General features: G+C 35.0%; 16 protein-coding genes. 11 read left to right on the top strand and 5 right to left on the bottom strand.

The genetic code is table 11. From position 1 onward, the window contains the following. The first annotated feature begins 461 nt into the window (after window positions 1-461). A complete protein-coding gene (locus KEM10_RS17670) occupies window positions 462-1,241 on the top strand; it encodes an outer membrane beta-barrel protein (RefSeq protein ID WP_212217416.1) in 780 nt (259 codons plus the stop codon). 17 nt (window positions 1,242-1,258) lie between these two features. After that, complete coding sequence (locus tag KEM10_RS17665) at window positions 1,259-2,335, top strand: PCMD domain-containing protein (RefSeq protein WP_212217414.1); 1,077 nt, start codon at window positions 1,259-1,261, stop codon at window positions 2,333-2,335. An 874-nt stretch (window positions 2,336-3,209) separates the two neighbouring features. On the opposite strand, the gene KEM10_RS17660 is transcribed toward KEM10_RS17665, so the two are convergent. The 4 genes from KEM10_RS17660 to KEM10_RS17645 all read right to left on the bottom strand — a co-directional run bounded on the left by KEM10_RS17660 (window position 3,210) and on the right by KEM10_RS17645 (window position 6,132). Continuing rightward, the gene (locus KEM10_RS17660; protein ID WP_212217412.1) at window positions 3,210-3,575 is read right to left on the bottom strand and encodes a hypothetical protein; all 366 of its coding nucleotides are present in this window, start codon (window positions 3,573-3,575) and stop codon (window positions 3,210-3,212) included. Continuing rightward, window positions 3,568-3,768 (bottom strand): hypothetical protein, encoded by a 201-nt coding sequence (locus KEM10_RS17655; protein WP_212217410.1) that lies wholly within the window; start codon window positions 3,766-3,768, stop codon window positions 3,568-3,570. The genes KEM10_RS17660 and KEM10_RS17655 overlap by 8 nt, the downstream gene beginning before the upstream one ends. A 927-nt stretch (window positions 3,769-4,695) precedes the next feature. Beyond that, window positions 4,696-4,977 carry a hypothetical protein gene (locus tag KEM10_RS17650; RefSeq protein ID WP_212217408.1) on the bottom strand — a complete coding sequence of 94 codons (282 nt, stop codon included), beginning with the start codon at window positions 4,975-4,977 and terminating at the stop codon, window positions 4,696-4,698. Between the two features lie 246 nt (window positions 4,978-5,223). Continuing rightward, on the bottom strand, window positions 5,224-6,132 hold the full coding sequence (locus KEM10_RS17645; RefSeq protein ID WP_212217406.1) for an SMI1/KNR4 family protein: 909 nt from the start codon (window positions 6,130-6,132) through the stop codon (window positions 5,224-5,226). A gap of 515 nt (window positions 6,133-6,647) precedes the next feature. Between KEM10_RS17645 and KEM10_RS17640 the strand changes: the two genes are divergently transcribed. The 3 genes from KEM10_RS17640 (at window position 6,648) to KEM10_RS17630 (ending at window position 10,196) form a co-directional block, all read left to right on the top strand. Continuing rightward, entirely contained in the window at window positions 6,648-7,778 is a 1,131-nt protein-coding gene (locus tag KEM10_RS17640) for an exo-alpha-sialidase (protein ID WP_212217403.1), read from the top strand. Between the two features lie 97 nt (window positions 7,779-7,875). After that, entirely contained in the window at window positions 7,876-8,187 is a 312-nt protein-coding gene (locus KEM10_RS17635; protein WP_212217400.1) for a hypothetical protein, read from the top strand. After that, window positions 8,184-10,196 carry a MutS-related protein gene (locus KEM10_RS17630; protein ID WP_212217397.1) on the top strand — a complete coding sequence of 671 codons (2,013 nt, stop codon included), beginning with the start codon at window positions 8,184-8,186 and terminating at the stop codon, window positions 10,194-10,196. Before KEM10_RS17635 ends, KEM10_RS17630 begins: the two co-directional genes overlap by 4 nt. A 17-nt stretch (window positions 10,197-10,213) precedes the next feature. Here the strand turns inward: KEM10_RS17630 and KEM10_RS17625 are convergent, their stop codons facing one another. Next, window positions 10,214-10,795: a hypothetical protein gene (locus tag KEM10_RS17625; protein WP_212217394.1), complete on the bottom strand. Its 582-nt coding sequence runs from the start codon at window positions 10,793-10,795 to the stop codon at window positions 10,214-10,216. A gap of 470 nt (window positions 10,796-11,265) precedes the next feature. Between KEM10_RS17625 and guaA the strand changes: the two genes are divergently transcribed. The 6 genes from guaA (at window position 11,266) to KEM10_RS17595 (ending at window position 17,308) form a co-directional block, all read left to right on the top strand. After that, window positions 11,266-12,795, top strand: coding sequence for a glutamine-hydrolyzing GMP synthase (guaA, locus tag KEM10_RS17620; protein WP_212217391.1), 1,530 nt, complete (start codon window positions 11,266-11,268; stop codon window positions 12,793-12,795). A 120-nt stretch (window positions 12,796-12,915) separates the two neighbouring features. Continuing rightward, window positions 12,916-14,517, top strand: a complete 1,602-nt coding sequence (locus KEM10_RS17615; protein WP_212217388.1) for a S41 family peptidase — start codon at window positions 12,916-12,918, stop codon at window positions 14,515-14,517. Window position 14,518: 1 nt separating this feature from the next. After that, entirely contained in the window at window positions 14,519-15,154 is a 636-nt protein-coding gene (gene pnuC / locus KEM10_RS17610) for a nicotinamide riboside transporter PnuC (protein ID WP_212217386.1), read from the top strand. Next, window positions 15,138-15,683 carry an ATP-binding protein gene (locus KEM10_RS17605; protein ID WP_317196686.1) on the top strand — a complete coding sequence of 182 codons (546 nt, stop codon included), beginning with the start codon at window positions 15,138-15,140 and terminating at the stop codon, window positions 15,681-15,683. The genes pnuC and KEM10_RS17605 overlap by 17 nt, the downstream gene beginning before the upstream one ends. Beyond that, entirely contained in the window at window positions 15,680-16,606 is a 927-nt protein-coding gene (locus KEM10_RS17600) for a serine O-acetyltransferase (RefSeq protein WP_212217383.1), read from the top strand. Before KEM10_RS17605 ends, KEM10_RS17600 begins: the two co-directional genes overlap by 4 nt. Before the next feature lie 153 nt (window positions 16,607-16,759). Then, complete coding sequence (locus tag KEM10_RS17595; protein ID WP_212217380.1) at window positions 16,760-17,308, top strand: SiaB family protein kinase; 549 nt, start codon at window positions 16,760-16,762, stop codon at window positions 17,306-17,308. Window positions 17,309-17,317 lie beyond the last annotated feature (9 nt).

Below are 17,317 nucleotides of genomic sequence, written 5' to 3'. Positions count from 1 at the left end.
TGAACTCGCTACGCTCAAACAGCACCGATTTTAACGGCAACTTCACCTTGCTTTATGGCTCACCAGACAAGGCCGATCTAGGGCTAACTTTTACCTGAGAATTTTCACCCATTCAATTTCATATTGAACCATTTTTTAGTAATAATAACAGATAGTGGAGTGTTAAAAAAATGTAATGTGAGAGGCATTTATTAATTGAATGGAGGAGGGCAAGTGTCAGAAATATAATGGTTGAGGCTGATATTGTTGTTTTGCTTTGAGTAGTGGTGATATTAAAAGATATGGCTCGGAGCGTGGGGTTTGTTACCTTTGTATGGTCAATACTATTGTGTATTAGTAGTAGAACTTACTCAGCGTTTATTAAAGAAAATCTATTTGTGGTTGTTAAATATGCATTATAATAATAACTTACCTAAATGTTGTTATAATTGTATGTTCTAGTATTAGCATATCATTTTATCATGAATAAATATACATATCCTTTATTGTTTGCATTCATCATCTTCAATGGATTTAAAGCTAAATCGCAAGAGTTGAATTTAGAATTAAGAGATTCGCTTAAGTTAACACCTTACGATTTAATGTCGAATTACTATACCAATGATTTTAGTCCGTTTCAAAGAAAAAACATCTATATAGGTCTGGACTTTACGGTTAAAGATAGGCAACAAACCAATGTAGATCAGATTTTACAGCGCGTAATAGATGGTCAGCAGCTCGACTTTAGTATTCGTGTTAAAGGTGGGTATTACATTGGTGATTATGCAATGGTGGGGCTTGATTTTGAATACTATCAGGAAAAGTTTGAGGGAAAGATATTTCGTGATCCCGATACGCTGATGTCTAATAGTATTAAGCGAGGTTATGAATTTACCCCTAATATACGCTCTTCGGTGCCGCTTACGCGTAACGAAAGATTGAGTTTTTATACACAGGTAGGTATAACGGCTGGTGTGGCTAATTCATTAAGTCGTGAGATAAAAAACAATGATGAGATTAGTAAAGTGTATACTACCGACTATAACTTTCGGGTTGGTATTAGTCCGGGTATGACATTTTTTGTAATGGAGAACTTTGCTTTTGAAGTACAGTTAGATGTGTTGGGGTACGAAATGAAAGTAAGAGATAAAACAGTTGATGGGGAAGATGAATCGCGGGTTGTGAGGCAGAATGTAAACTTTAATATCGATCTGCTTTCATTAAACCTGGGCTTATCGTATTACATTGGAAGGGGTAAATAATAGAAAAAGATTTAGAAATGAAACGATTCATATATATCATTGCCATTTTATTATTCGCATCATGTGTGGAGGAAGATTTTTTCGGACTGTCGGATTACGGCCGTATCAAAAATATTGTTGTGAGTAATCAGGCCAGCAACGCAGTAATCGATAACAGTAACTTTCATATCACCCTTGAAATACCCGGTGGTATTGATTTATCAGCGATTACTATACAGGAGATGAGTTTGTCGTCTTTTGCCGTTGCAGATAAAAAAGTGGGTGATATTCTCGATTTAACTGCGGAAGAGCAAATTAAAGTAACTTCAGAAAGTGGAAAGGAATATATTTGGACTGTAGAATCGTATGTGGCATCTGCAACTCCGCAAATTACTAATTGGCAATTAAACGATTGGTATCAAACCTCAAAGGGATACTACGAACCCGGAGCGGATGCTGCCAGCACAGTGTGGGGAACCGGTAATCCGGGATCGGCATTGGTAGGCAAATATGCAACTGTTCCCGAGGATTTTGGGAATGATAACTACGGAGCCCGTATGGAAACACTCGATAACGGATGGGCAGGAATACCATTGAATACACCCATTTCGGCGGGTGCTATCTTTACAGGTTATTTCGATACGGATAAACTTGACCCTACTAATCCTGCTGCTGCCACCATTTTTGGAACTTCCTTTTCAGGAAGACCCGATATGCTTCGTTTTAAATATAGTTATAAGGCTGGTGAAGTAAATAAAGACCGACAAGGGAATGTATTGGATTACCCGGATGGATGCGACATATATGCTTTGCTTGAAATAAGAAAAGACGGAAAGAAAGAGCGACTGGCTACTGCCTGGTTCCGAAGCAGTGATACACAAGAAGAAATGAAGACAGTGGAAATGCCGTTTTACTATGGAGAACTGGATAATTCATTTCCGGATTATATGATGCCTGTTGATCATGACTTTGTGAGTGCTGATTCATCCAGCTATGCTTTGCCAACACACATCTCACTAATTGCCACATCGAGCTTTGGTGGCGATGCCTTTGAAGGAGCCATAGGCAGTACTCTAATTATCGATGATTTGGAAATGGTTTACGAGGAAGAATAGGACAAGGCAAAAGTATCAAGCCCAAAGTCCAAAGTCCGCAAATTGCAATGTTAGAGCTACCAGTATTTCCAATGCTGCCTCGCGAATCTTTCGCGAGGTTATACTAACAATAAAAAGCCACGCAAAAAGTACGTGGCTTTGTTATTGAGTGTCTGTAAAGCTAATTGCCTGCTGCAGTTAGCAAACTTTATTTTACTTGCAATATAAATGCAATTAGTGCTTAGTTGGAACGCGATTGCACCTAAAATTAGACATGCGAATTTTAGGTGCAATCGCGCACTAGCGTGTGAGCTGGGAATCGTAATATTATAAACCTTCAACATAAATTATAAGTTGAATGATTAATGTCAAGTCTATCAATAAGACAGTAGCTAATAGTGTATTAAATACTTTTTGATAGATACCTAACCTTTGACTTCCATACATTTTAATCAATTTAGTTTCCATAACATTGACACTAAATTTAGAATAGAAAATCATACAAGAAATAAATAATATTGTAACAAGTACTATATATATTATAAGATACTTAATAAAACCTAATTCCATACTTAAAACATAATCAAACAAACATAACAATAGCACAATAATGTTGATAATTAAATGACTGGCATATGATACGCTACTTGCACCTTTAAATCCAAATTTTAATCTCTTTAATAACTTATAAAATAAATAAATTAACAGCTTCATAGTATTTACATTTTAAAAATTACATACCAGAATAATATAATCCTATACTGATAGTATACCCTGCTCGGCGAAGTTTGTAACTTCGTCGTATCTAAAAAGTAGTCTGAGACTACTTTACCGTAACAACAGGGTAGATACAATCTACGCCGAGCTGTTTGGTGCTTATTAGCTTAGTGGGGTATTAGCGTGGAAGTTCCGTCCATCCATTATAAGGAATACTATCAATAGCAGAGATAATCCCTTTATCTATTAATAATTTACTTATCTTCGGTTTATTAGATTGAAATATAACATAGTAATTTTCTCCTTTCTTAATTTTAGTCTGTTCATATTCCTGCGTGCATATGTATTCTTTACCTTCAACAGAATATTTATAATCAAGAAAGCTCTGGCCAAATCGATTATATGTCCTTCTTACTGTTGTGCCAATGGTATATCGAGAATTTTTATATAATTTTCTATTATTTCTTTCTGTATTTATTGCCATAGCTAAAATGACTAACAGGATTAAAACAACAACAATGTCTGTTTTTGTAATTCTATTCATTTACTTCAAAATTAAGCTCATTTATATAATCAGTTAAAATGACAGTTTCAATTTTAGTAATCTGAGTACCAAGACTTATTCCAAGATAATTGATGCTACTGTCAATAAAATCTGATAATAGGACTTCCTTAAACAACCTATTCATCTGCATTTGATAATATTTACCTCCTCCTTCTTTACCCGTTTGGTGCATACTTAGCTTAGCGGGGGGCTTACATCCCCCTTAAAGTAGATTCTTTAAAATAATACACATGTTCTTTAACTAAAGAATCATTTATCGAATAACTTTGCGTTATTTCACCTGATATTAAATTATTTGTATCACAGATTGCATAAAACTCAGATCTTAAATTCTCATCTAATCTATAAATTAAACAACTATCATTATCATGAGGCAGATGGATCATAATCAACCCCATGTAACTTATGGTGTCATTTGGCACATGAAGACTCAATCTTACTTTTACAGTATCTTTTGGTTCGTTTTCTGGAAATGAAAACTTAAAAAAATAACTTTTAGAATAATCGATTTCTCCATCTTTTTTATAGAATATGATTTGATTTAAATAACTAGTATCTTCAATAATAATATATTGATTTTTTTGATCTATGTAATTGTCCTTATTGTAATATTCTATCCATCCAATAGGTAATCCATTCTTATATTTACCCTTTTCTTTTATACTACCGTTTTTATATAGTAATTTTTAAAATCCATTAAGTGTGTCGTTTTTAAATAAAGCTATACGCATAGTATTTCCTTCTGGATAATATTCTATAAATTCCCCTTCGCGTAATCCTTGAGAATTAATTTCTACCAAACTCCTTATACTACCGTCTTTATAATATTCTATTTCTTTATCATTTGATGAATTTTTACAACTAAAGAGTATGATAGAATAAGTAGTTAATATAACTAATCTAATAAAATGAAATTTGCATTTTTGTAACATAATTTTCTATTCTTGCATTCTTATAATGTTCTACTAAACTATTTTTTGCATTTTCTCCGCCAGGCGAAGTTTATAACTGCGTCGTATCTAAAAAGTAGCCTGAGACTACTTTACCGTAACAGCAGGGTAGATGCAATCTACGCCGAGCTGTTTGGTGCATACTTAGCTTAGCGGGGGTAAAAAACTTCTTTAACCAATTTTTCTGCTTTATACATTTCTTCTAGCAAGGGATTGTTATAGTCATTATAACTATCAGTATATGCTCTTACTCCACCGTTAATATGTAAATTATCTTTATTTGCCATATTGTTTTCAAGGAGTCTTAATGCATTTCTATACCTCATATAAATTAATTCAAGGATTTTGGTTCTTTCTCTTTCTTGATATGTTACTTCAAGATAGTTTATTACAATTTTTATTTGGTTTATTAACTTATTTTTAGCATTCATTTTTTCTTTTATCTTGATGGTACAACTCTAATCTCTTTTATCCATTCTTATGGCCAATTCTCAGATAATAATATTTGGTCAGTATTTACATTTTAAAAATTACATGCCAGGATAATATAATCCTTTACTGATAGTATACCCCCTCGCTCGGCGAAGTTTGTAACTTCGTGGTATCTAAAAAGTAGTCTGAGACTACTTTATCGTAACAACAGGGTAGATGCAATCTACACCGAGCTGTTTGGTTACTTACTCCTCTGCACCATAACATTTAAGAAGTTCTACAATATCATCATAATTCATTGATTTAGCTTTTTGCAAGGCAGTAAAGTTATGTCGATTACAGATATTAGGATCTGCACCATGGCTTAATAATAGTCTTACAACATCAATGTGATTTAAAGCTGATGCTTTAATTAAAGCAGAATCAAAATTTGCTTTATTTTCCTTCTGGTTTGGAGATACATTGCATTCGAGTAAAAACCTTACTGCATCTATTGAGCCTGTTTTACTTGCAATTACCATTAGACCTTCAGAACTTGCATTATTCGAGATACAAAATTCTAACACATTTACTTTATTTTTTAAAGCAGCTATTTCTGCCAAAGGTTGATCATACTCATTAGTTATTAAATTAATGTCACCTAGCTCATTAAGAATTCTTCTAAAATATTTAACATTCTGAATGTTCAATGCAATATCAAATTCAGAGAAGTCTTTTTCAGGTTCAAATAATGATCCCATAAATTCCTTAAAGCTACCACTTAAATAAAATAAATCCTTTTTAAGTTCACCAGCATCATGGCTCCAAAACATTATTTGATTATAATTATCTTTTCCGACACCAACTCCTATTATATTTCCTCCTGAATCACAGGCGATAGGTAAAATATTTTCGGGTATTCTATTTTTAAAAGCTAATTTTACTTGCTCTATATCATAATTCGTATGTTCAGTAAATCCAAATAAAAATTGAATATCAGAGGAGATCTCTCCATTTCGAGACATAAATACATTTGGAATAACACGTCCTCCATTATTATTCACTAAAAAATCTCTATAATCTTTCGGTAATCTGAGTGTATATCTACTTTCAAACTCTTCAATTGTTTTGGAACTAAGTGTTCCAAAACCTTCATAAATTTTAGTAATCTTCATAAAAGTATTTCTTATTTATTAGTTGCTATTCCTCCCGTATGTCTAACTGCATTGTGTAAATCCCCCCCGCTCGGCTATGTTCCAACTTCGTCGTATCAAAAAAGTAGTCTAAGACTACTTTACCGTAACAGCAGGGTAGATGCAATCTACGCCGAGCTGTTTGATTCATACTAAGCTTAGCGGGGTATACTAATTTTAGCTTCTGATTTAGATAAGGGGTTAATCATTGAAAAACCAATAGTCTCATTAAATTCCCTGGTGATGTTGAGGATTTTTAAGCTCCTTGTTTTTAGCCATATCAAACTTGTTTATTAGGTTAGCATAATAAATGTAATTAAATAATTTATATATAGTGATGATAATGGATGTTTTTAATGATAAGTAAGTATTTGGGGCTTTATAAATAATGAGATTAAATGAAAGGTTTTCTGTGTATATTGCACACTAGATAGCGTATTTAAATAAAATAGTCCTTGCTTTATCTTATGAATACTAAAAAAAGAAATTTTTGGAGCATGCTAGTGCTTGCTTTTATTTTTTCGTCATGCTTGCCTCAGACTCATTTTACTGTTAAAGAAGGTTTGTTTGATCAAGAGCAAACCAACGATTTAGGATTGCCCGAGGTGATTGAAGCCGAAACTTTTACCATTTATACAGCTACTGATTCAACCGATAAATATGTGAATGGTGCTGTAATGACTTCTTTTAAAGGGAAATTGTATTGTATGTGGCAAAGCTCTGAGAAGGATGAAGATTCAACCGATACCTGGGTGGCATACAGCAGTAGTAATGATGGAATTAATTGGGAAACACCTAAAGTGTTTGAGACTAGTCCCGAAAATGCATATTGTACTTCAGGTGGTTGGTGGGTAAAGGGCGATACTATTATAGCTTTTATCAATGAGTGGAGTTATGATGAGAGTCCTCGGTTTTGTAAGGTAAAATACAGGATGTCTACTGATGGTGTATTATGGTCAGATAAAGAATCTGTCACATGGGCCGATGGCAGTGAGATGATAGGAGCATTTGAACAAGATCCTCATCAGATTACTTCAGGTAGAATTATTAATGCTGTGCATATTTCTCCGGGATTGCATGTAACTCCTGTTTTTACCGATGATGCTTATGCAATAAGCGGCTGGCAAAAAGGCGACATGATTAATATGGAATATAGTGGTGATGTAACGCGTGAGATTGAACCCAGCACTTATCAGCGTAAAGATGGAGCTTCGGTAATGGTTTTTCGCGATCAGAAAAGTTCGTTCTGCAAATTGGCATCTGTAAGTCTGGATGAAGGACGAAGCTGGTCAGAGCCAATGCTAACTAATATGCCCGATGCCCGAACCAAACAAAGTGCAGGTAATTTACCCGATGGATCGGCGTATTTTGTTGGTAATCCGCTCACTAATAAAAGCCGTATGCCTTTGGTGCTTACCTTAAGTGAGGATGGGCATGTATTTAATAAGGCATTTGTGTTGCGTAAAGCCAGCGATTTACCGCAGTTAAAATACGAGGGAAAATACAAACGTCAAGGATATCATTATCCCAAGTCGATGGTTGCTGATGGTTTTTTATACACTTCCTACACAACCAATAAAGAACGTGTTGAGTGTACCCGAATCCCACTTCATACATTGATGAAGTAGGAACAGGAAAACAAGAGTTCTTTGTTATAGTATGTTAAATAGTTTAGGGTTATTATGGTTAATTACTATATTTAGAGGGTAACCTTAACCTTGTAATATGAATAAAACCTCCATTAAAGCGTTCTTCAATTATTACCGCCAAATTGTAACTGTTAATCTGGTAATATCGGGTTTGGGTAGTTTCATTCCCATTGGTTATGCTGGCATCAAAGGACATCTAACCACATTTATGCTTGTGTTTTTTATTGTTGGCTTAATAGGTGCTTTTTACATCTTTGAGTGGCGCCATAAAAAAACATACTTCTTCTATTTTAACCTGGGGCTAAGTCGATGGCATCTTTACATTGGTGCCTTCTTAATTAATACCGGTTTTTATATTCCACTTTTGCTAATCTGGAACACATTATGAGTAAAAGTCATTTATTGGAAATAGATAGTGTTATGATTGATTTTAAAGGTAGATCAATCCTATCTGATATATCCTTGCGCTGCCATACAGGCCAAATAGTTGGATTGTTGGGAAGTAATGGATCTGGTAAATCTACCTTACTGAAGATCATCTTCGGTATTCAACATACATATGATAAAAATATTAGGGTTGATGGTAAAGTTTATCAAAAGCCTTATCTCGAGAATAATCTCATAGGTTATTTGCCTCAAAATGGATTTTTACCTGCTAATCTATCACTCAAAAAAATAGTAAAGCATTATGTGAAAGGTAAAAAAATGAAGGATGATATTTTAGGCCATTCGTGTTTTAAGTATCATCATTCCAGTAAAGTAAAATATTTGTCTGGCGGAGAGCGCAGGTTGTTCGAAGTGATGTTTTTATTAGGGCAGAATTTTAAATTCATACTTCTTGATGAGCCTTTTTCTGGTATTGAACCTAAATACCGTGAGGCTATTATCGAATTGCTTAATGAACACAAAGCCGATAAGGGATTTATTATTACTGATCATTATTACAGGGCTATACTGAAAGCTTCAAATGAATTGTTTTTGCTTCATGGAGGCAGGGTTATTGGCATAAAGGAATGGAAAGAGCTGGAGAACTATCAATATGTACCGGTAGGAACCTTTTCAAAACAAAAAAGTTTAGCAATTGATAATACGGTTCCTTTTGAGGTGGATAATCAAACTCTAAAGGACCTTGAAATTATTGATAAGGGGCATTCCGGGTTGATTATGCAACTTTTTAGTGTTGCCCAGAGCAAGGGTGGTAATACGTTGATAAGATCCTGGTTGAATCAACCGACCAATAATTTGCAAAAACTGACCAGACGAAGAGATGCAATTGATTTTTTTATGAGGAATGATGCTTCTTTTGATATACCGATTAAGCAAATAGATTTTATTCATCATTATCTCGAAGCCGGACTATCTGTTATTGCTGATCATCCTGTTGACGTAGTTTTATGGTCTGTTAAGGCAAGGGTGAAGGATACAAATGATAACTATTTAATAAAGCATGGTGTTTCGTCGGTAATGTATTTGGTTGAAAGCCTTAATAATTTGGCAGATCAGCTTAAGATAAAACAAGTTCCCGATGAATTGAATCGGATTGTTTTTGAAGTAAAGAATTTAGTTCAGAATCCTGTCTTCCAGAAAAGAGGGCACCATTACTCATTGTCAGATATTATTCGAATTCATAATTATTTTAGCCAACGAGGACGAGAACAGGTGGAGCAGATTATGCATCTGTTTTATGAGGTAGATGCTTTGCAGGCAATAGCAAAAGTTTCTTTAGAAAGGAATCTGAATTTTGCTGAATATTTGGAAACTGATGAAATGTACTACGAAGCAAATGGTTTATTTCATCCTTTGGTAGAGAAGGCTGTTCCCAATTCCATTGTAATGGATAAGGATAGTCATTTGTGTTTTCTTACCGGAGCTAATATGTCGGGTAAGTCAACTTTTTTGAAATCAATAGCTTTAAGTACCTATCTGGCACATGTTGGATTTCCGGTTCCGGCTTTATCATTAAAAATATCACTTTTAAATGGTTTGCTTACCACAATTAATCTCACCGATGATTTATCAATGGGGTATAGTCATTTTTACAGCGAAGTTAAAAGGGTAAAAATGGCTGTGGAGAAGATTAAAAATCAAAAGCGCATATTGGTCATTTTTGACGAATTATTCAGAGGTACCAATGTTAAAGATGCTTTTGATGCATCGTTAATGATCACCTCTGAGTTAGCAACCATTTCTGATACCTTTTTTATGGTCTCCACTCATATTGTTGAAATTGCTGAAGAGTTGAAAAAGTATAACAGTATCCAGTTTAATTGTTTTGAAACCCTGTGGGAGAATGAGGCTCCCAAATATAATTATCAAATAAAAAAGGGTGTATCAAAAGAGCGATTAGGTTTGTACATTGTTCAGCAAGAAGGCATTTTTGAGTTGTTAAAAGAGTAGATGATTGATAGTAGTTTCTAGAAATCTATGGTCATTTTGGTGTTTAGCATGTTTATAGGCTTGAAGCTTTGTTTTTGAGAACCATAAATACTGCGAAAGCCAATATCTAATTTTGCATTATTGTATTGGGCTCTTATGCTTATCATTGTCTCAGTCTGCATAAATAGCGGGTTGCCGTAAAATAAGCTGCCATTATTTTTATTGAATTTATAAACAGGGTTGCTTACATATTGTGCATTGGCAAAAGCGCTTAACCAGTTATTTATAGGTTGAGTAATCTCGAGGTTGCTTGTGATTTGATATTGAGTAGAAGTTGGATCCATAAATGAATAGGTTTTTAATAAACCAACACCAAAGGTAGCTGATGTATTATCCCATAGTTCATAGGTTTTTTCGGCATTGGTCCAGTCATAGCCACCTATTGTTACAAAGGTTTCTACTTTTTGTTTATGGTATAACCCTAATTCTTCAATATACCTTCGGCTTTCTTTCTGAATAGTAGGGAAGACATTCAATGTGTCGTTGGCTTTATTAAAAACCAATGGTTTCGATAATTCCAATTCAACCAAGTTTAGCTGAAATACTGGACTAAAATCCATTTCAATAGGTTGAAAATCAAGGTGGATGTTTAAATTGTTTTCTAATTGGGCTTGTAACGAGCTTGTTATAAGAAATATCCCAAAAGAAATAGTAACATACTTTTTAGAGATCATATTGTTAAGGTAAAGGTTGATAAGTAAAAATATGAAAAGTATTTGGTTGGTGGAAAGTTTTTTTAATATTGTTTCATTCAGGATTATAATTCTATTTGATAATTGCTATTTGAATCTTAAAGCATTCTCATTGTTATTGAATATCATAGATGTATAAATAAACAGTTCATAGAAACCATTCGTTAATAGCTTTTTATTTTCTTTTTACTTTCCACTTTAACCTTTATCCTTTTTAAAATCCTTATATTTGCGCCAAATTTTAGAATTCTAATTTAGTCATTGTTGGTTTTTGGTTGATTGGTAATTAACTAATTGCTAACAGCTAAAAACTAATAACTATTTAAAGGTTAAGGTTGATGCAAGAAAAAATCATCATTCTGGATTTTGGATCTCAGTACACGCAGTTGATTGCCCGACGTGTAAGAGAAATAAATGTGTATTGCGAAATTCATCCGTTTAACAACTGTCCCGAATTTGACGATTCCGTAAAAGGAGTCATTTTAAGCGGTAGTCCTTACAGTGTAAGAGATGAAGATGCTCCGGTTCCTGATTTATCAGAAATAAAAGGTAAAATGCCTTTATTGGGAGTTTGTTATGGAGCGCAGTTCTTATCACACAACTATGGTGGCGAGGTGTTACCATCAGCTACACGTGAGTACGGAAGAGCTAACCTGGAGTTTGTAGATTCTGAAAATGTTATGATGAAGGAAGTAAGTCATCATTCACAAGTGTGGATGTCACATGGCGATACCATTGCCAAGCTTCCTGAAAACTATAAAATAATTGCCAGTACCAAAGATGTTAAAGTTGCTGCCTACAAAATAGAAGGCGAAACAACTTTTGGACTGCAATTCCACCCTGAAGTATATCATAGTACCGAAGGAACACAAATATTAAAGAATTTTGTGGTTGATGTTTGTGGGTGTGCTCAGGACTGGACACCTGATTCTTTTGTTGAAACAACTGTAGCCGAATTAAAAGCTAAGTTAGGAAACGATAAAGTTGTGTTAGGCTTATCCGGAGGTGTTGATAGTACAGTAGCCGGTGTGCTTTTACACAAAGCCATTGGCGAAAATCTAACTTGTATTTTCGTTGATAACGGATTACTTCGTAAGAACGAGTTCGAAGCTGTGTTGGATTCATACAAACACATGGGATTAAATGTGATTGGTGTGGATGCCAAAAAAGAATTTTTGGGTGAGTTAGACGGAGTTTCTGATCCTGAAACAAAACGTAAGATTATTGGTCGCGTATTCATCGAAACGTTTGATGTGGAAGCACACAAAATACAAGATGTAAAATGGTTGGCTCAGGGAACTATCTATCCTGATGTGATTGAGTCTGTTTCCGTAAACGGACCGTCAGCAACCATTAAATCACACCACAACGTGGGAGGTCTTCCTGAGAAGATGAACCTTAAAATTGTTGAGCCATTAAATCTGTTATTTAAAGATGAGGTTCGCAGAGTAGGTAAAGCTTTAGGTATTGATGATTCTTTATTAGGTCGTCACCCATTCCCGGGACCAGGTTTAGCTATTCGTATCTTAGGTGATATCACTGCTGAAAAGGTAGCTTTACTTCAGGAAGTGGATTATATTTTCATTCAAGGATTAAAAGATAGCGGATTGTACGATCAGGTATGGCAGGCAGGTGCTATGTTATTACCTATTCAATCGGTGGGTGTAATGGGCGATGAGCGTACTTATGAGCGTGTGGTTGCTCTACGTGCAGTAACATCAACTGACGGTATGACAGCTGATTGGGTACATTTACCATACGATTTCTTAGCTCGTATATCAAACGACATCATTAATAAAGTTAAAGGAGTTAACCGCGTAGTTTACGATATCAGCTCTAAGCCGCCTGCAACTATTGAGTGGGAATAGGCCTTGACTTATAAGATATTAAAAGCCGGAAGAAACTTTTTACTTCCGGCTTTTGTTTGTTTATAACATTAGCATTTATATTTTCGTAAGGGGAATAGGTAAACTTTAAAGCAAATTAATATGAAATTAAAAACCGGAATAAGAAAACTGATAATTGCGTTGATAGTGATTAGTGGAGGATGGGTATCAGTTAGTATTCAGGCTCAATCGTTGGATAAAAACCTTCAGAAACTGCAATTAACTTACCAGCTAATCAATTCGTTATATGTAGATACCGTAAATGATACTAATTTAGCTGAAGAGGCAATTGCTGGTATGCTAAAAAGTTTAGATCCGCATTCTGTATATATATCAGCCGATGAGGTAGCTGCCATGAATGAACCTTTGGATGGTAGTTTTGATGGAATAGGTATTCAATTTAATATTTTGGAAGACACCTTAATGGTGGTTACTCCATTAATTGGTGGTCCATCTGAAAAGGTTGGGATTGTTGCTGGAGATCGTATTGTGACTATTGATGGTGATAATGTTGCCGGTATTGGAATTAAAAATAGCGATGTATTTAAATATCTGAGAGGAAAAAAAGGAACTAAGGTGAAGTTGGCCATCAATCGAAAAGGTCAGGTCTTGGATTTTACTGTGGTACGAGATAAAATTCCAATTCACAGTGTGGAAGCTGCTTATATGGCTGACCCCAAAACAGCCTATATTAAAATTACACGTTTTGCTTTAACTACCCATAAAGAATTTTTGGATGCTTTAAATAAGCTGGAAGATGAGAATTATGAAAATATGATCATTGACCTTCGTGGAAACGGTGGTGGTTATTTAAAAGCAGCTATTGATATTGCTGATGAATTAATCGGTTCAGATAAGCTTATTGTATATACGCAAGGTTTAAATAGTGAACGCAGAGAGCATCATGCGAAAAAAAGAGGTCGATTTGAGAAGGGTAAATTGGTTGTATTGATGGATGAAGGTTCAGCTTCTGCCAGCGAGATTGTTGCTGGTGCTGTTCAGGATTGGGACCGTGGAATTGTTATTGGTCGCCGTAGTTTTGGAAAAGGATTAGTGCAACGTCCGTTTGATTTTCCTGATGGATCGATGATTAGACTTACTATTGCTAAGTATTACACACCCTCAGGTAGATGTATTCAAAAAGATTATAGTGGAGGAGAAGAAGAATATCGATACGAAATAGGAAATCGTTATTTGCATGGTGAGATGGCTAATGTAGATAGTATCCACTTCGACGAAACTCTGAAATACGAAACAAAAGTTAGTCATCGCACAGTATACGGAGGAGGTGGTATTATGCCTGACGTTTTTGTACCAATGGACACAACTATGTATTCCGATTATTATCGCGATTTGGTTGCATCAGGTACGGTTAACAGGGTTATCCTGACTTATGTAGATAACAACAGAGAATTACTAAAGGCAAGTTATAGTAGTTACGATCAATTCAATAGTGACTTTGAAGTGTCAGAAACTTTGGTGGAAGAGCTTATTAAAGAAGGCGAGGAAGAAGAAATTGAGCGAAATGATGAAGAATTGGCTGCGTCGGAAAAGTTAATGATGACACAGTTAAAAGCATTGATTGCACGAGATTTGTTTTCTACCTCAGAATACTTCGAAACTATCAATAGCCTATCAAGCGATTATACTAAAGCATTGGATATTTTATCCACTAAAAAAGATTACGCCCAGCTGTTAAAATAAAATGTTAGAATATATTAAGATGTATGGAATGGGAGCGGCCGGAACTCTGGCTTCTCTCATTTATTTGTATTATTCAATTCGTGAAAAAGTTTGGCTTTGGCCCTGGGGTATAATTGCCTCTGCATTATCTATATGGGTTTTCTTTAGCACTCGACTTTATGCCGATATGAGTCTGCAATTTTATTATTTAATTGTCAGCTTCTATGGGTGGTGGTACTGGACATCTTCTGCCATGCGTAAAAATAAAGAGGAAGTACCTATTAATAAAGTAAGTAAAAAGCAAGTGCTTCATCTATCATTGATTGGCTTGGGTATATACCTGGTTCTTTTGGTAGCTTTGTTAAAAATACCATTAATGTTGGAAATTGCCGGATCGGAAATGCCATACCTTGATGCAGCAACAACGGCAGCTTCATTTATGGCTACCTGGATGCTGGCCCGTAAAATAATTGAGCATTGGTTGATATGGATCGTTGTTGATTTGGTTTCAATGGTCATGTATTTATATAAGGCCAGTGTTTATGGAAGTTCCACAGATTTGTATTTTTATAGTTTCTTGTTTTTGATCTATACAATTGGAGCATATTGGGGCTATAAACAATGGCAAAAAATAATGGTAAGTGAGAAGAAAGCCTGAAGATAAAATATTTGTGGTAATGACAGGTCCGGAGTCATCCGGCAAAACATTTTTGTGCGATGAATTATCAAAACACTATAAAACCTGTTGGAAGCCGGAATTTGCACGTGAATATGTAGAAAACTTAACCAGAAACTATACTTTTAAGGATGTAGAGATAATTGCCAGAAAGCAAATAGATCAATATAATGAAGCCATTGATGAAGGGCAATCCATAATTTTTTTTGATACGTTTTTGATCATTACAAAAATATGGTTTACCTATGTTTATAATCAATGTCCAATGTGGCTGCATCGCAGTATTAAAAATCTTAAAATAGATTTGTATTTATTATGCAGCCCCGATATCCCCTGGATAAAGGATGGAGTAAGAGAAAATGGCCATGTAAGAGAAGAATTATTTCAATTATATAAACAAGAACTGGAGTATTATGGTTTTAATTATGCCATAGTTAATGGGGCAGAAGAAAGTAGAAAAAAATTAGCAATTCAGCATATTAACCGTATTTTAACACAAACCGAGGTATGACAAATAATCAGACATCAGCCATTGTAAAGAGAGCCATTGATGAATTGTCAAAAGAGCAGTCGTATAAATCAGTCTGCCATCAGAAGGTACAAGAGCATCGGATGCCATCTATTAATTCATTGGCTCAGATTGTTAATTTAGCCAGAGAAATTATTTTTCCGGGTTATTTTGATGATACTGCAATGAATTCAAACAGTATTGGGTATTACATTGGTGTGAATACCGAAAAACTGTATGCTTTATTGGCAGATCAAATTATGGCTGGTTTATGTTTTGAGTGTGCAGGGGCTGAGCCTATGGATGAAACAGAGGTGCATAAGATATCTCATCAGCTGGCGGCTGAATTTGTAGCTCAATTGCCAGAAATTCGTCGCATATTGGCCACAGATGTAGAGGCTGCCTTTTTAGGTGATCCTGCCGCTAAAAGCAGGGGTGAGGTTATCTTTTGTTATCCGGCTATCAGGGCTATTTCAAATTATAGAATTGCCAATGCTCTGGTAAATATTGGCGTTCCTCTTATTCCTCGAATTATCTCGGAAATGGCACATAGTGAAACTGGTATCGACATACATCCAAAAGCCGTTATAGGAGAATACTTCTCAATTGATCATGGTACGGGTGTTGTGATTGGTGCTACATCTATTATCGGCAAAAATGTAAAACTTTTCCAGGGGGTTACCTTAGGTGCTAAAAGTTTTCCATTGGATGATGATGGCAATCCAATTAAAGGAGTACCCCGACATCCAATTATTGAAGATGATGTGGTTATTTATGCACAGGCCACAATTCTTGGACGAATTACGGTAGGAGCTAATTCTGTAATCGGAGGTAATGTTTGGGTTACTAATTCTGTAACTCCCAATTCAAAACTGGTGCAGTTTAAACCGCGAGACCTTCTATATTCAGAGGGTGGAGGGATATAGATATGTAAATGAATAAAGCTTTTATCAGTAATATTTGCAGCTTAATCATAAAATAATCACTGCCTCAGGCAAATTGTGTAAGTTTATTAAATTAACAAAGGCGAAGTCTTTGGGTTATTTTTTTATATTTGTAAGGGTAATTGACCAAACAGAATGGGGTTCGAACTGAAAAATTGGTATACAGAAAAAAAACAAGGTGAAGTGGTGCTTGAATATAATGGCAGCATTACCTCCGAGTTGATTTCGGAAGCCTTAGATTCTATTGAGAATAGCCTCAATTTAAAGAATGAGAAGAACAGGGTTCGAAAAAAGGTGTATAATGTGTTTGTAGAGTGTTTGCAAAATCTTTATCACCATGTAGATTACCCGCCATTAACCGCTCCTGTAGAGCAAGAAAGTAATTTTGGGATTATTATATTAAGCAAGGATGGTACTTTTTACAGAATATCAACGGGTAATTTTGTTAAAAAGGAGAAATTAAATTATATTAAAGATCGGATTGATCAAGTTAATTCGCTTTCGGACGAGGAAGTGCGAATGTTGTACCGTGACATCCTTAGCAACGAGGAATTTTCTGACAAAGGAGGTGGAGGTTTAGGAATGTTGGATATTGTTAGAAAAACCGGAAATAAGTTAGAGTATTATTTTTATGAATTTGATGATGAATACATCTTCTTTTCGTTAGATGTATACATTAGTTAAACCGTTTAA

This window comes from Carboxylicivirga linearis (assembly GCF_018271995.1).
Taxonomy (GTDB): domain Bacteria; phylum Bacteroidota; class Bacteroidia; order Bacteroidales; family Marinilabiliaceae; genus Carboxylicivirga; species Carboxylicivirga linearis.
Note: the sequence above shows the minus strand (reverse complement) of the source record. Positions and strands in the feature narration are given on the sequence as shown.

Coding starts and splice junctions, on each gene's coding strand:
- guaA (WP_212217391.1), top strand. CDS start 11,266: ATGCAAGAAAAAATCATCATTCTGGATTTTGGATCTCAGTACACGCAG.
- KEM10_RS17630 (WP_212217397.1), top strand. CDS start 8,184: ATGAGTAAAAGTCATTTATTGGAAATAGATAGTGTTATGATTGATTTT.
- KEM10_RS17670 (WP_212217416.1), top strand. CDS start 462: ATGAATAAATATACATATCCTTTATTGTTTGCATTCATCATCTTCAAT.
- KEM10_RS17600 (WP_212217383.1), top strand. CDS start 15,680: ATGACAAATAATCAGACATCAGCCATTGTAAAGAGAGCCATTGATGAA.
- KEM10_RS17615 (WP_212217388.1), top strand. CDS start 12,916: ATGAAATTAAAAACCGGAATAAGAAAACTGATAATTGCGTTGATAGTG.
- KEM10_RS17655 (WP_212217410.1), bottom strand. CDS start 3,768: ATGCACCAAACGGGTAAAGAAGGAGGAGGTAAATATTATCAAATGCAG.
- pnuC (WP_212217386.1), top strand. CDS start 14,519: ATGTTAGAATATATTAAGATGTATGGAATGGGAGCGGCCGGAACTCTG.
- KEM10_RS17625 (WP_212217394.1), bottom strand. CDS start 10,795: ATGGATTTTAGTCCAGTATTTCAGCTAAACTTGGTTGAATTGGAATTA.
- KEM10_RS17635 (WP_212217400.1), top strand. CDS start 7,876: ATGAATAAAACCTCCATTAAAGCGTTCTTCAATTATTACCGCCAAATT.
- KEM10_RS17665 (WP_212217414.1), top strand. CDS start 1,259: ATGAAACGATTCATATATATCATTGCCATTTTATTATTCGCATCATGT.
- KEM10_RS17645 (WP_212217406.1), bottom strand. CDS start 6,132: ATGAAGATTACTAAAATTTATGAAGGTTTTGGAACACTTAGTTCCAAA.
- KEM10_RS17595 (WP_212217380.1), top strand. CDS start 16,760: ATGGGGTTCGAACTGAAAAATTGGTATACAGAAAAAAAACAAGGTGAA.
- KEM10_RS17640 (WP_212217403.1), top strand. CDS start 6,648: ATGCTAGTGCTTGCTTTTATTTTTTCGTCATGCTTGCCTCAGACTCAT.
- KEM10_RS17660 (WP_212217412.1), bottom strand. CDS start 3,575: ATGAATAGAATTACAAAAACAGACATTGTTGTTGTTTTAATCCTGTTA.
- KEM10_RS17650 (WP_212217408.1), bottom strand. CDS start 4,977: ATGAATGCTAAAAATAAGTTAATAAACCAAATAAAAATTGTAATAAAC.